At 62.2% G+C, this 13,995-nt stretch carries 12 protein-coding genes and 1 pseudogene; 8 read left to right on the forward strand and 5 right to left on the reverse strand.

Annotated features, from left to right (window positions below; all coding sequences use genetic code 11):
* Position 1 precedes the first annotated feature (1 nt).
* Positions 2-1,153 carry a CaiB/BaiF CoA transferase family protein gene (locus tag ACFX5Q_RS24150; protein WP_404282071.1) on the reverse strand — a complete coding sequence of 384 codons (1,152 nt, stop codon included), beginning with the start codon at positions 1,151-1,153 and terminating at the stop codon, positions 2-4.
* A gap of 470 nt (positions 1,154-1,623) precedes the next feature.
* Between ACFX5Q_RS24150 and ACFX5Q_RS24155 the strand changes: the two genes are divergently transcribed.
* The 5 genes from ACFX5Q_RS24155 (at position 1,624) to hutC (ending at position 5,456) form a co-directional block, all read left to right on the forward strand.
* Positions 1,624-2,451: a transporter substrate-binding domain-containing protein gene (locus ACFX5Q_RS24155; RefSeq protein ID WP_404282073.1), complete on the forward strand. Its 828-nt coding sequence runs from the start codon at positions 1,624-1,626 to the stop codon at positions 2,449-2,451.
* Between the two features lie 96 nt (positions 2,452-2,547).
* Positions 2,548-3,189, forward strand: a complete 642-nt coding sequence (locus ACFX5Q_RS24160) for an amino acid ABC transporter permease (RefSeq protein WP_404282075.1) — start codon at positions 2,548-2,550, stop codon at positions 3,187-3,189.
* Entirely contained in the window at positions 3,186-3,854 is a 669-nt protein-coding gene (locus ACFX5Q_RS24165) for an amino acid ABC transporter permease (protein ID WP_404282077.1), read from the forward strand. Before ACFX5Q_RS24160 ends, ACFX5Q_RS24165 begins: the two co-directional genes overlap by 4 nt.
* Entirely contained in the window at positions 3,851-4,642 is a 792-nt protein-coding gene (locus ACFX5Q_RS24170; protein ID WP_404282079.1) for an amino acid ABC transporter ATP-binding protein, read from the forward strand. Before ACFX5Q_RS24165 ends, ACFX5Q_RS24170 begins: the two co-directional genes overlap by 4 nt.
* Before the next feature lie 76 nt (positions 4,643-4,718).
* Positions 4,719-5,456, forward strand: a complete 738-nt coding sequence (gene hutC / locus ACFX5Q_RS24175) for a histidine utilization repressor (RefSeq protein ID WP_404282081.1) — start codon at positions 4,719-4,721, stop codon at positions 5,454-5,456.
* A gap of 179 nt (positions 5,457-5,635) precedes the next feature.
* Here the strand turns inward: hutC and ACFX5Q_RS24180 are convergent.
* A pseudogene (locus ACFX5Q_RS24180) lies at positions 5,636-6,277 on the reverse strand (magnesium chelatase domain-containing protein); the annotation flags it as partial.
* Between the two features lie 306 nt (positions 6,278-6,583).
* On the opposite strand from ACFX5Q_RS24180, the gene ACFX5Q_RS24185 reads away from it, so the two are divergent.
* A complete protein-coding gene (locus ACFX5Q_RS24185; RefSeq protein WP_404282083.1) occupies positions 6,584-8,089 on the forward strand; it encodes an Ig-like domain-containing protein in 1,506 nt (501 codons plus the stop codon).
* A gap of 72 nt (positions 8,090-8,161) precedes the next feature.
* On the opposite strand, the gene gshB is transcribed toward ACFX5Q_RS24185, so the two are convergent.
* From gshB to ACFX5Q_RS24200, 3 genes are all read right to left on the reverse strand, one after another.
* Positions 8,162-9,103, reverse strand: coding sequence for a glutathione synthase (gene gshB, locus ACFX5Q_RS24190; RefSeq protein ID WP_404282085.1), 942 nt, complete (start codon positions 9,101-9,103; stop codon positions 8,162-8,164).
* 68 nt (positions 9,104-9,171) lie between these two features.
* Positions 9,172-9,546 carry a GtrA family protein gene (locus ACFX5Q_RS24195; protein WP_404282087.1) on the reverse strand — a complete coding sequence of 125 codons (375 nt, stop codon included), beginning with the start codon at positions 9,544-9,546 and terminating at the stop codon, positions 9,172-9,174.
* Between the two features lie 4 nt (positions 9,547-9,550).
* Positions 9,551-10,561 carry a glycosyltransferase gene (locus tag ACFX5Q_RS24200; protein WP_404282089.1) on the reverse strand — a complete coding sequence of 337 codons (1,011 nt, stop codon included), beginning with the start codon at positions 10,559-10,561 and terminating at the stop codon, positions 9,551-9,553.
* Positions 10,562-10,691: 130 nt separating this feature from the next.
* On the opposite strand from ACFX5Q_RS24200, the gene ACFX5Q_RS24205 reads away from it, so the two are divergent.
* Positions 10,692-12,491, forward strand: coding sequence for a GtrA family protein (locus ACFX5Q_RS24205; protein ID WP_404282091.1), 1,800 nt, complete (start codon positions 10,692-10,694; stop codon positions 12,489-12,491).
* A gap of 143 nt (positions 12,492-12,634) precedes the next feature.
* On the forward strand, positions 12,635-13,984 hold the full coding sequence (locus tag ACFX5Q_RS24210; RefSeq protein WP_404282093.1) for a putative bifunctional diguanylate cyclase/phosphodiesterase: 1,350 nt from the start codon (positions 12,635-12,637) through the stop codon (positions 13,982-13,984).
* The last annotated feature ends 11 nt before the right edge of the window (positions 13,985-13,995 follow it).

The following is a 13,995-nucleotide window of genomic DNA, read 5'->3' on the forward strand; positions in this document are numbered from 1 at the left end:
ATCAATTCTCCCTGCCGAGTTCGGCGAGGATATCCAGGCGATCCGCGTTGAGCCCCGGCGCCGGCGCTATGCCGCCGCGCGGAACGCCACTGAAACGGGCCGGCTGTTCGGGTACCCGCATGACCCCGAGCAGCGGATGCCTTGTATCCTGCAACAGTCCACGCATTTGAGCATGCGGTGAAGTCAGCGCGTCGGCCATGTCCTGGATCTCGGCGGCGGGCACGCCGGCGGCAACCAGTGCTGTGACCGCCTCCGAGACGGTGAGTGCGGACGACCAGCCTTCGATGGCGGCCCGCAACGCCGGCTCGTTGGCCAGCCGGTCCGAGTCGCTGCGGAAACGTTCGTCACCGGTCAGGTCCGGGCGTCCAATATGCTCAGCCAAAATGCCGAACAGCTTGTTGTTGAGCACGGCCAGCACGAACATGCCGTCGCGCGCCTGGAACGCACCGAAGGGCGCCGAAAGCGCGTGTCGATTGCCGACGCGATGCGGTGCATTACCAGATGCGAGATAACGCGCCACGACAAGCGGCTGGATTGCGATCATCGCGTCGAACATGGCGAGGTCGATATGCCGGCCAGTGCCGGTGCGCTGTCGCTCGACCAGCGCGGCGAGAATCGACCACGAGCCGAAGAGGCCTGCGATCACGTCTGCGATGGATTCGCCGACCAGTGTCGGCGGCCCGTCCGGCGATCCGGTCACCGACATGATCCCGCTCATCGCTTGCAGGACAATGTCATAGGCCGGCCGCACCGCGAGCGCGCCTTCCTGTCCGAAACCGGAGATCGAGGCATAGACGAGCTTCGGATTGATTTCCGACAGTTTTTTCCAGCCGATGCCAAGTTTGTCGGCGACGCCGGGGCGGAAATTCTCCACCACCACGTCCGACTTCGCCGCCAAAGCCTGTGCGATGGCGAGATCGGCCGGCTGGGCCAAATCCAGCGCGATGCTGCGCTTGCCACGGTTGATGGCGAGAAACAGCGCGCTCTCGCCTTCAATGAAGGGGCCAACGTGGCGATAATCGTCGCCTGCAGGCGGCTCCACCTTGATAACGTCGGCGCCGAGGTCGGCCAGTAGTGCGGTGCAGTAGGGACCAGCGAGGACGCGGGTGAAGTCTAGCACACGCATCCCGGCCAGAGGGCGGTTCCCGCTCATTGCCATTTCCGTGCCTGCTGTTCGTTCGTTCCAGTATTGAAAGGCGCGGTCCATCTCATGGGCCGATGCCACGGCAAATGGCGGACGGATATAAACCGACAGCGTCGCAAGCCGGGCGTTGCGCCATATGTATAGACATATCGAAGGCAAAGGCAAGGACCTGCCAAGGAAAAGCTAGCGCTACCGCGATCTTTGCGAAACCGTGACGCCATTGCTCGACAATTCAGAAACGATGATGGAACTGCCCGCCGCTTGGTAGGCTCCAGAGCACATATTGCAGATGCACCCGCGCACGCATTGCTTGCCTGCGATGCACAGTGACGAGTGACCCCGCGCCCCTTTTGTGGCGCGTTGACTCTCTTTCTCAACGCTGCCTATATGTATAGTCATATCGACCTTCCGTAAGAGGAGGCGGTATTCTCAGCAAAAGCGCCCGATCGACCGGGCAGGAACCGAAATGGGAGTTTTCAATGCAGAAGAGGTTTTTCCTCAAGGCGCTGATAGGTGCAGCGTTCCTCGTCGGCGCGACGGCAGGCGCCTATGCGCAAGACGCACTTGCCCGCGTCAAGGAATCCGGCTCGCTCAGGGTTGGAACAGAGACGGCCTTCGCGCCGTTTGATTTCATTGATGCCGGGACGCATGCCGGCCTCAACGTGGATCTCTACAACGAAATCGGCAAGGAACTCGGCGTGAAGATCGAGTGGGTGCTTTTGCCTTGGGAAGGAGTGCTGCCAGGTCTCGAGGCCGGCAAGTTCGATATTGTCGGCGGCCCCGCGACCATAACCAAGGAGCGCATGGCGCGCTATCGTTTCACGCCGCCCATCGCCGAAGCGACGGTCGCGCTCCTGAAGCGCAAGGGCGACGAAACGATCACCAAGCCGGAAGACATCGCCGGCAAGGCGGTCGGCGGCGGCAAGGCATCGGCCCAGCTCGCACAGCTCAAGGCTTTTGCCGACACCCTTCCTGGAAAGGCGGACGTGCGCGAATATCCCGGCAACAACGAGGCCTACGCGGATTTGGCGGCCGGCAGGATCGTGGCAGTCGGCAACTCGTTGCCCAACATTGCCTTCGTCGCGCAACAGCGCCCGGACACATTCGAGGTAGTCCAGCCTCCCTTCGGCACGAAAGCCTATTTCGGCTATCCCGGCCGCAAGGATGAGGACTACAAGAGTCTGATGGACGCAGTCCAAGCGGCCATGCTCAAGATCAAGGGTGATGGCCGTCTTGCCAAGATCCAGGAGAAGTGGTTTGGCGCCGCGTTCGATACCCCTGACCTGGTGGCCGATCCCGCTCTCTGACCGGCTGACGGAACGACCGCGCGCGGCTCTGGAGCAACGCGCGGTTCGAGTTCCTGAGCGCGATCACAAAAGCAAGCCCCGGGGGTAAGCCGCTCCATGTCTTGGAAACTATTCGAACTGCTGATCCAGGCATCGTTCTCTACGATCCTCATCAGCGTTATTTCGATCTCCCTGGGCCTCGCCATTGGTATGATCGTATCCGCTGTAACGCTTTCTCCAAGCCCGGCCCTGTCCATTCCAGGCCGCACCTTCGTCAGTTTTTTCCGTGGCGCGCCGCTGCTGGTCCAGCTCCTGCTGATTTACAATCTTTTGCCGGCGCTCGGCCTCAATGTGCCCAGTATCGTCGCCGCGATCACTGGCCTGACGCTTTGCACGGCCGCCTACCAGGCCGAGAACCTGCGCGGAGGGTTTCAGAGCGTGCCGCGCGGCTTGCTCGAAGCAGCTGATATGGCCGGACTAAGCCCCATGCAGCAATTCTGGCGCATCAGGGCGCCGATCGCCTTTCGTCTAGCCTTTCCGTCACTGGTGAATGAAGCGATCATGATCCTGAAGGCCTCGTCTTTGGTTTCGGTCGTTGGCATTGTCGAACTGACGCGCATGGCGCAGGATCTTGCCGCAAGCACCTACCGACCGATCGAGTTGTTTGCCGCAGCCGGCCTGCTCTACCTCATCATCAACTGGCTGATTGCCTATGGCGGGTCCCTTTTCGAACGCTCCTTCCGCTGGGGGCGACCATGAATTTCGACACAAACCTCATCATACGCAGCCTTCCCGAAATCCTGGGCGCGTTTGGAGTAACCCTTTTGATGTGGGTCGCCGGCGTGATCGGCTCCGCCGTTCTGGGTTTTCTTGTCGCCGTGGGGCGGCGCTACGGGCGGCGCTGGCTTGGCTATCCATTGTGGCTTTATGTCGAGACGATCCGCGGCACGCCCTTCCTGATCCAGCTCTTTTTGCTCTACTACGGAGGGCCGTTCGTCGGCCTGTCGCTTGAGCCCATTCCTGCCGGATTATTTGGCCTCACGATTTATGGCGCCGCTTATTTCAGCGAGATTTTCCGGGGTGGCTTCGAGGCTGTCCCGTTAGGTCATGTCGAGGCAGCGGAATGTGTGGGCTTGAATCGAAATCAGATTATTCGTCGCATTTTCATACCGGAAATGACGATGCTGGTGCTGCCGGCTTCGGTGAACATGGCCATCATCCTGTTGAAAGAAACAGCTGTCCTTTCGATCATCACGGTCCCGGAACTGACGCTGGTGATCAGCGCCATCGGTTCTCAGCAGTATGCTTTCGTTGAATCGCTCTTCCTGCTCGCGCTGTTTTACTGGGGGCTGGTGGAGCTTTCCGGGATGCTCGGGCGCTTTTTGGAAACCCGCCTCTCCAAATACAGGTTCGCAACCGCATGACGACGCCAGCCATTTCCGTAAAGGGACTGATCAAGCGTTTCGGACAGGCGGAGGTGCTGCACGGAATCGATCTCGATATCCCGCAGGGCCAAGTCTCCTGCCTCATTGGCCCTTCCGGTTCAGGCAAGAGCACGCTTCTCAGATGCATGGCTTTCCTGGAGGAAGCGACGGCTGGTCTCATTTTTATCAATGGCGAGCCACTCGGTTTTTCCGAAGGCGCGCAAGGGGTGCCGGTTCGTCTGCCTGCCGCCCGCATTCGCTCGGTGCGCTCGCAGATCGGCATGGTTTTCCAGCAGTTCAATCTGTGGCCGCACATGACCGCGCTCGGAAATGTCAGTGAGGCGCTGAAGACTGTCCATCGTGTCGGCAGACGCGAGGCGGAAGAGCGCGCCATGCTCCAGTTGAAGAAAGTCGGCCTCGAGGATCGTGCCGGCCACTACCCTTCGCAGCTTTCGGGAGGGCAACAGCAGCGCGTCGCCATCGCGCGCGCGCTTGCCCTGGAACCGAAGATTATGCTGTTCGATGAGCCGACTTCATCGCTCGACCCCGAACTCACCGGCGAGGTTCTGAATGTCATGCGCGCATTGGCTGCCGATGGGATGACAATGGTAGTCGTATCGCACGAAATCGGGTTCGCGGCGGCCGTGTGTCAACAAATTGCATTTTTGGATAAAGGCAGGCTTCTGTTGACCGGTACTCCGCAGGAAATCTTCGGCAAACCGCGTCACCCGCGACTCGAGTTGTTCCTGGACACCTATCTAGATCGTGGCGCCGCGATGTTGGTGTAAGTTCGTGGCCGGCCGATTCGCGCTGTATATCAGGGACAAACGCCATGTCCTGACATAACGTTCGGGCTAGAGAGGCATGAACATCGCCGCGAGGGAACAATCCGAAACGAGATCGCTGCATCGACGCATCATGACGGATGTAGAGGGTCGCATTTTGTCAGGCGAATGGCCGCCGGGGTATCGCATCCCGTTCGAACATGAACTCACGGCCTACTACAGCTGTTCCCGGATGACCGTGAGTAAGGCGCTATCGCAGCTCGCAAGGGCAGGGTTGATAGAGCGAAGGCGCAAGACGGGCAGTTTCGTCCGACGGCCGCATTCTCAATCGGCCGTGTTAGAAATCCGCGACATAATGACGGAGGTGCAGGCCCTCGGCCTGCCCTATTGGTTTGAAGTCGTAAGGCGCGACAAGCGTCGGGCCGGCCGGATCGATGTCGAACGACTGCGTCTCACTGAGCCAACTTTGGTCCTGGAGTTGGCATGCAGGCATTTCGCTGGAATGCAGCCATTCTGCTATGAGGAAAGGCTCATCAATCTTGAGGCTGTGCCGGAAGCGGTCGAGGAACCGTTTACGGAACTCGCGCCGGGGCCGTGGCTGGTCAATCGCGTGCCTTGGAGCGACGCTGAACATCGAATCCAGGCAATTGGCGCCACCTCCCGAGCGGCCGCTGCACTTGGTGTTGCCGAAGCGACACCCTGCTTGGTCATTGAACGGCGCACCTGGAGCGCCGAACAGCCGGTGACCCATGTTCGCCTCACCTATCCCGGCGATGGCCACGAACTCGTCGCTCGATTTGCACCGGCTCAAAGCTGATCGATCAGGCGCTCCTGACGAGCACATGGCTCTTCAGGCCCTCTTCCAGATCATGGAGAATTTTGGGCGCCTTGATGCGGTGGACCAGCAATATGAATTTGAACTGAGGGGCGACTTCCTAGGCATCAACCGGCCTATGGACTAGCTAGCATTACGCGGCGTTTAATTAGCCACAATGTTAAGAGATTGTGCCCGCCGGCCGCCGCCACCTCCAGCGCCCGCTTGGCGCTCTCCTGGCCCTTGATGTCGGCGAGGTCGGGCAGGTCGCGCGCCGAGGCGTGGATGCCGGCTTCCGGCCGCGACAGCACTTGCGTGCCGCGAAGATGATTGGCGATCGCAATCAGGCTGCGCGGTGCCAATATGTCGAAATCCTTGCCGGCCCAGGCCGCTTCCGGCCCGCAGGCGAACGGGCAGATCAGGCCCTTGCCTTCGGCATTGGCGCCGATCGCCGCCGGCAGCGCGCCGGCCACAGCGGCGATGGTGCCGTCGAGCGACAATTCGCCGAGCACCACATAGCCGGCCAGCATGTCGCCCGGAATGGCGCCAAGTGCGGCCATCAGGCCGAGTGCGATGGGGAGGTCGTAATGGCTGCCTTCCTTGGGCAGGTCGGCCGGCGCCAGATTGACCGTCACCTTCTTCGACGGCATTGACAGGCCGGAGGCATGGAGTGCCGCCTGCACCCGTTCGCGGCTTTCAGCCACCGCCTTATCGGCCAGGCCAACAATATGCATGTTGACCTTGCCCGGCGCGATCATCACCTGGACATCGACCGGCACGGCCTCGATGCCCTGGAAAGCAACCGTGCGAACCCGCGCCACCATCTTTTTCAACGCCCCCGGACCTGGCTCGCTCGAAGCCGGTGCAATCAGGCCGTGAGCGAGACCAGGCAAGACAAGCACAGATTTCTGGGTTAATCAAGAACATTACAGGAACATACAGTCGTTGTCGTCTTCCGACGAAATGTCACCGCAGCGCGCAGAACGCCATCGGACTGCCTCCGCCCGAGACAGAATTAACCAACATGGAAAGGCGGTTGGGTTTGTCACCGATCCGACTCGCATACGATGTTATGGTTGGAAGTCGGGGGACATCCGCAGCGCGCCAGGCGCAAAAGCGAGGACGACAGGATGCCGACCTTAAGCAATGGCAGTGAGCTCACCGTATGGGAAGAACCCGAAAATCCCAATCCGAGCCCTGACGCGGTGCTTTTCAGCATCACGGAAACCGACGGCGACGTGATCGGACCGATAGGGGCGAAGGCGGATTTCCCATTTGGTGGGATCGACCTGGCTTCAATCGATGTCTTCGACGGTTTCTTCACCATCACCAGCTTCACCCACGAGGGCAGGACCGAGATCTGGACGACGGTGGAAACGCAGGTCTTCGACAACGAAGGCAATTTCATCCGCACCCTGTCCGACCAGGCGGCCTACCTGTCGGCCCGGATCGTCTCGATCAACGCCGACGGCCCCGACACCATCACGGTGACATGGATCGGTGCGAACGAATATTTCGGCGGCGAAAACACACAGTACGGCCAGCATCAGATCATCCTGGAAGGCGGCGCGATTCAGCCCGACACCTTCGTCAATCATGCGCCCACGGTGGCCAATCTGAATGTGTCGGTTTCGCAGGGGCAATTTCTCGACGACATCAAGTTCAGCGCGGCGGATGCCGACTACGATCTCCTGAACTTTGCCGTCCTGGACGGGCCCGACCACGGCACCCTTGAGTCGAGCACGAGTTTCGACGGCAATTACTATCCGTTTCACCAAGGTCACGTCGGCACCAGCCTGCATTATCATGCGGGCTTTCTGAGCGACAATCTGTTCGAATACACGCCCGAGGCCGGCTTCGTCGGCACCGACAGCTTTACGGTTTACGCCACCGATGGCCAGGGCAACAGCAATGTGGCGACGATTACGATCACGGTCACACCCCCGGCCGAATCCATCACACTGACCGACGCCACGAACATCGGGAGCTATGCAAGCCACGATCATGCCGTGCTCGTCGCTGCACTGGGCGGTGGCGACCGCGTCAGCGGCACTCCGTTCAATGATGCGCTCGACGGCGGCGCCGGCCACGACCAGCTGTTCGGCGGCGAAGGCACCGACACGATCATCGGCGGTGCGGGCAGCGATTGGCTGAAGGGGGGTGCCGGCAATGACGAGATGAGCGGCGGTGCCGGTGCGGACGGCATCCGCGGCGACACGGGCGACGATGCCCTCGACGGCGGTGCCGGCACCGACGACCTGCGAGGCGGCGCTGGCGACGACATCCTCAATGGCGGTGCCGGCCGCGACCGGCTGGCCGGCGACGCGGGCAGGGATGTCTTCGTGTTCGACGCGCTTGGGCCGGCGAACCACGACAGTATCGACGACTTCAATGCGCTCGACGATATGTTCCAGCTGGACAGTTCCGTATTCGACGGGCTGTCTGCCGGCCCGCTTTTCGCCGCGGTCTTCGCGCTCGGCAACAAAGCCACCGATGACAGCGACCACATCCTTTACGACGACGCGACAGGCGCTCTGCTGTTCGATGTGGACGGGGTGGGCGGAGCGGCGGCCGTCCAGTTCGCCACCGTGCGCCCAGGCATCTCGCTCACCCCGGACGACTTCTTCGTGGTCTAGAGCAACGGATTTCCGTCAGGAATTGCGTAAAAGCAAGGAGTTAGAGGATCGCTGGGGCGCAGTTGCGTGGAACTATCGCCTCTTGTCCTCGACGCAATCCCAGAACAGGCCAGCAATATCCGCGCCACCGAAGCGCTGCACCTCGCGCACGCCGGTCGGCGAGGTCACGTTGATCTCGGTCATGTAGTCGCCGATGACGTCGATGCCGACGAGGATGAAGCCGCGTTCCTTCAGCGACGGGCCGATGCGAGCGCAGATCTCGCGCTCGCGCTCGGTTAGCTCGGTCTTCTCGGCGCGGCCGCCGACATGCATGTTGGAACGCGAATCGTGCTCGGCCGGCACCCGGTTGATGGCGCCCACCGGTTCGCCGTCGATCAGGATGATGCGCTTGTCGCCCTTGCGCACGTCCTTCAGATAGCGCTGCACGATATAGGGCTCGCGGAACATCTGGCCGAACATTTCGAGCAGCGAGGCGAGGTTACGGTCGGCCTCGTGCAGATGGAAGATGCCGGCGCCGCCATTGCCGTAGAGCGGCTTGACGATGATGTCGCCGAACTCCTTGCGGAAGGCGGCGACCTCCAGAGGATCCTTGGTGATCAGCGTTTCCGGCATCAGGTCCGGGAATTCGGTGACGAAGATCTTTTCCGGGCTGTTGCGCACCCAGGCCGGGTCGTTGACGACCAACGTCCCGGGGTGGACGCGCTCGAGAATGTGCGTGGTTGTGATGTAGTTCATGTCGAAGGGCGGATCCTGGCGGAGCAGGATGACGTCCATCTCCGACAGGTCGGTGCGCACCTTCTCGCCCAGTGAATAGTGGTTGCCCTTCTCGTCGCGGACCTGCATTTTCTCGATGCGGGCAAACACCTTGCCGTCGCGCATCGACAGCCGGTCGGGCGTGTAGTGGAACAGCTGGTGGCCGCGCCGCTGCGCCTCCAGCGATAGCGCAAACGACGTGTCGCCGGCGATCGACACCGTCGAAACATGGTCCATCTGGACGGCGATTTTCAAGGGCATCTTGGGTCTCCGGCGCGATCCTGTCGCCGATATAAGGAACTCAGCGGCTTCTGCCAATCAGCCAGAGCCTATCGGTCGAAGACCAGGCGGGAATAGCCGAGGAAGGAAAGCGCCATGGCGACCAGCGAGGCGATCGCGAGCGCCGCAAGCGGCGGCATCGCCGGCAGGGCAAACAGGATCACGCAATAAACGACATAGTTGATGATGCTGGTGGCGATGCCGACGCCGCCATAGCGAGCGCCCTCCGTTGCGATGCCACGGCTCGACGGCGAGAAGGTCAGATGGCGGTTGAACTGCCAGGTGACGGTCAGCGCAAAGCCGATCGAAAGAACGCGGGCGACAAGCGGGCCAAGCGGCGTAACGGCCAGCAGCAGCCACAATGCCGCCGCGTCGGCGACGAAACCGACGCCGCCGGCAAGAATGAAGCGGTAGAGACGGCTCACGGTTCTACGCCGCCCGGGGAGTCTTGCCCGGTGAGGGTTTCAGGGCAGTCTGCCCAGCGGCCCGTTCACGCCGTTCGACGCGGCCGGACGGCATCGACAGATAGAAGATGCGCTTTTGTTCGGCGCGGCCGCGCGATACCGAATCGAGGATCAGCCCGGTCACAACCGAAAGCATCGACAGAAGCAGCAGTCCGACGGACAGCACCCAGGTCGGCATGCGCGGCACGAGGCCGGTTTGCGCGAATTCGATCAGCACCGGCGTCATCAGAAACAGGCTCGACCCCAGGAAGAACATGGCAAAGGCGCCGAAGAAGCGCAGTGGCTGCGTCTCCTTCATCAGCATGGCGAACATCCACAGGATCCTGGCGCCGTCGCGATACGTCGACAGTTTCGACGACGAGCCCTCCGGCCGGCGGCCATAATCAAGCGCGATCTCGCTGACCGGCAGCTTGAGCTGCGAGGCATGCACCGACATTTCGGTCTCGATCTCGAAGCCGCCGGAAACAGCGGGGAAGCTCTTGACGAAACGCCGGGTGAAGACGCGGTAGCCGGAGAAGATGTCGGTGAAATCCGAACCGAACAACCGCTTGTACAGGCTGTTGAAGATGCGGTTGCCGAAGGCATGGCCGGAGCGGCCGGCATCGTCGGTGACGCCGCGCCTGGTGCCCACCACCATGTCGCAGCGCTCGGTCAAAAGCGTGTTGATCAGCTGCGGCGCGTCCTCCGGCGCGTAGGTGCCGTCGCCGTCGGCCATCAGATAGATGTCGGCCTCGATGTCGGCGAACATGCGCCGCACGACATTGCCCTTGCCCTGGCGCGGCTCGCGGATGACGGTGGCGCCGGCCGCGCGGGCTCGCAGCGCCGTCAGATCGCGCGAATTGTTGTCGTAGACATAGATCGCGGCCGAAGGCAGCGCCTCGCGAAACCGCCGCACCACCTCGGCGATCGTCGGCTCCTCATTGTAGCAAGGCAGGAGCACGGCAATATCGGGCTCGTGGCGGACTTCATGCGGCATTTTCGTCTCCGGATGCCATCTGAGGCCCTGGCCGCGCGCAAAACGCCGGCCTCGCTCAGGCGGCTTTACTATTTATTGAAGCCGTTAAGGCTAGGTTTAAGCCGCATTCCTTCCGACAAAGGTCATAACGATGAGCTCAGGCAAGGCCGGCGCTTCCTCCTGGAAGTCCGATTTGATGCTGGCGCTGCTTGCCATGCTGGTGGCGCTGGCCGTCAATGTCGGCACCGGCTTTCGCGAATTGACCGATGCCGGCGGCGACAATGACAATCTGCTGCGTCTGGTCGAGGTCCGCGACCTGCTGAGCGGCCAGGGCTGGTTCGACCTGCACCAGTACCGGATGGGACTGGAAGGCGGCTTCGTCATGCATTGGTCGCGGCTGGTCGACACGCCGATCGCCGCCATAATCCTTGTCGTGCAGGCTTTGACCGGCAGCACCGCTCTTGCCGAAGATGTCGCGCAGATTGCCTGGCCGTCGCTGCTGTTCTTTCTGACCGTGTTCTTCACCACTCGCGCGGCACGCAATGTCGCCGGCGAGAGTGCTGTTTTGCCGTCCGTCGTCGTCGGCGCCGCGGCGTATCATTTCATCGGCATCTATTCGACGGGGGCGCTCGATCATCACAACGTCCAGCTGATGCTGACCATGGCAAGCCTCTGCCTGCTGCTGGAGGCGCCGGTGCGGCGGACCGCAGCGCTTTTCTCCGGACTTTGCGCCGCGCTGACGCTCGCCGTCGGCATGGAAACTGTCCCCTATGTCGCCACCATCGGTGTCTCGGTCGCTTTGCTGTTTGCCGTCGACAGGTCGGGCGAGAGCCGGATCGCCCGGGATTTCGGCCTCGGTTTTGCCGGTGTCTCGGCCTTGGTCTTCATTGCCACCATCCCTTTCTCGGCATGGGGCCAGGCGCAATGCGATGCCTTCTCGACCGTGCAGTTTGTCGTGGCGGCACTTGCCGGAACCGGCCTGGCAGTCATCGCCTCGATCGATGCCGCCGGTCGTAGCTGGCAGCGGCGTCTCGTGTCGCTTGCCCTGCTTGCTGCAGTCATAGCCGCGGTCGTGGTGTCGCTGTTCCCGCAATGCCTGGCAGCTCCCTATGCCAATCTCGATCCGCGCCTCAAGGAATTGTGGCTCGATCACATCGACGAGGCCCAGTCGCTGTTCACGCTTCTCGCCCACGCGCCGGCCCGCGTCGCGGCCCGCTACGCCACGCCGCTGGTGGCCATCGTGCTGATGGCGATCAGCTTTAGCCGCGGCAACTGGCGGCGGCAGGAAAGCCTCGTGGCCGCGCTGCTCGTCGTTGCTTTCGTCGTCAGCGCCTGGCAGGTGCGTGGCTCGACATTCTCGATCGGCTTCGCCGTCATCCCGCTCTCGGCCTGGATCGCCAAATGGCGCCAGCGTGCCGAGGTCAGCCCTTCACGCGGCGTTGTGCTGCGCATGGCCGCAGCCTGGCTGGTGTCGGTGAACGCCGTCTGGACCGGTGCCGCGGCGGCAACCTCGGTGGCGCTCGAATCCAAGAACACTGTGGCCGCCGACAGCGAGACCGACAAGCTGTGCTACCGCATGGCGACCTTTGCGCCGCTCGGTCACATGCCTGATACCACTGTGCTGGCGATCTCCAATCTCGGCGCGCCGATCCTGGCCTATTCGGGACATCGCGTGTTCGCCGGGCCCTATCATCGCAACATCGCCGGCAACCTCTTGGCGCTCGATGCCTTCCTGGGGTCTGCCGACGAAGCGCGCAAGATCGTGGCGGATCATCGCGTCGGCCTGGTCGCGCTTTGCCGCGGCAGCGCGGAAAGCGAGCTCCTGACTGAGAAGGCGCCGCAAGGCTTTCTCGCCGGGCTGATGCACGGCAGCGTGCCGGATTGGCTCGAGCTTGTGGCGGAGACCAAGGGAGCCCCGATCGAACTCTATCGTGTCCGGCAAGGCGCCTGAAGGCATCCGCCCCTGAAAAGTCGGACAATTCATACGATCGGCGGCCTTTTTTCAGCCGGCGAAAAAATCGATTTCGCGATACGTTTCCTAAACGGTTTGCTGCCAGTCTGCGCATAAATTCAGAGGTGCAAACAGGAACACCGATGCAAACGACGTTTGGCACCGGGCAGGCAGCCAAGGAAAACACGGATCTGGCCTTCACGGATGCGCTGACCGGGCTTGGCAACCATCGCCGTTTCTTCGACAAGGTCGACCGCCTGATCAGCGATCGATCAGAGGACCCGGCGCCCTTCACCGTCGGCATCCTCGACCTCGACGGCTTCAAGCCGATCAACGATTTGTTCGGCCACAAGGCCGGCGACGACATCCTGATCCAGGTGGCGATGCGGCTGCGCGCGTCGATGGACAGCTACTCCACGGTTTGCCGCATCGGTGCCGACGAGTTCGCCTATCTCTATCCGATGGTGTTCAGCGAAGAGGCGGCGGCGGAGAAGTCGCGCATGCTGATCGAGATCCTTTCGGCGCCCTATGATGTCGGCGAACGCACCGCCAGGCTTTCGGCCTCGGTTGGCTGCTCGCTGTTCTACTCCGGCGACGAGACCACTGAGATCCTCGTCAACAAGGCCGAAACCGCGCTCTACCATGCCAAGCGCTCGGGCCGTGGCCGGGTCGTCGTCTACACCCGCGAGATGGAGGAAGCCGCCAAGCGCGTCACCCGTATCGAGCAGGCGCTGCGCCGTGCCGTTTCGGCCGGCGAGGTGGAGCCGCATTTCCAGCCCATCGTCGATCTCACCACTCGCCGCACCATCGGCTTCGAGACACTGGCGCGCTGGACCGATCGCGACCTCGGCATGGTGCCGCCGAGCGTCTTTATCCCGATCGCCGAGGAACGCGGCATCATCGGCCCGCTGTCGCAGCTGGTGCTGCGCAAGGCCACCGAGGCCGCCCGCAACTGGCCGAGCGATCTGTTCCTGTCCTTCAACCTGTCGCCGTCGCAGCTTGTCGACCAGAACACCGGCCTGCACATATTGGCAATCCTCGACCGCACCGGGTTCGATCCGCGCCGGCTGGAGATCGAGATCACCGAAACCGGCCTGATGAACGATCCGGCCTCGGCCGAGAAGATCGTCGAGGATCTGCGCCGCGTCGGCATCCGCGTTTCGCTCGACGATTTCGGCACCGGCCAGTCCTCGCTCGGACGCCTGCGCGAGTTCCATTTCGACAAGCTCAAGATCGACCGCGCCTTCGTCTCCTCCATCCTCGACGACCGGCCGTCGGAACACATCATCCGCGCCATTCTCGCCATGTGCGAGGGGCTCGGCATGGACGTGGTCGCCGAGGGCATCGAGGAAGAGGCGCAGGCCGACCGCCTCGTCCAGTTCGGCTGCGCCGGCGGGCAGGGCTATCTGTTCGGCAGGCCGGTCGATGCCGACGCCACGCTCGGCTATCTGCGCGATTCCTATCGCGGTGCCTTGCGCGCCAAGGCGATCTGACGGCGTTTGCC

The organism is Mesorhizobium sp. IMUNJ 23033 (assembly GCF_044778005.1).
GTDB classification, from domain to species: Bacteria; Pseudomonadota; Alphaproteobacteria; order Rhizobiales; family Rhizobiaceae; genus Mesorhizobium; species Mesorhizobium amorphae_A.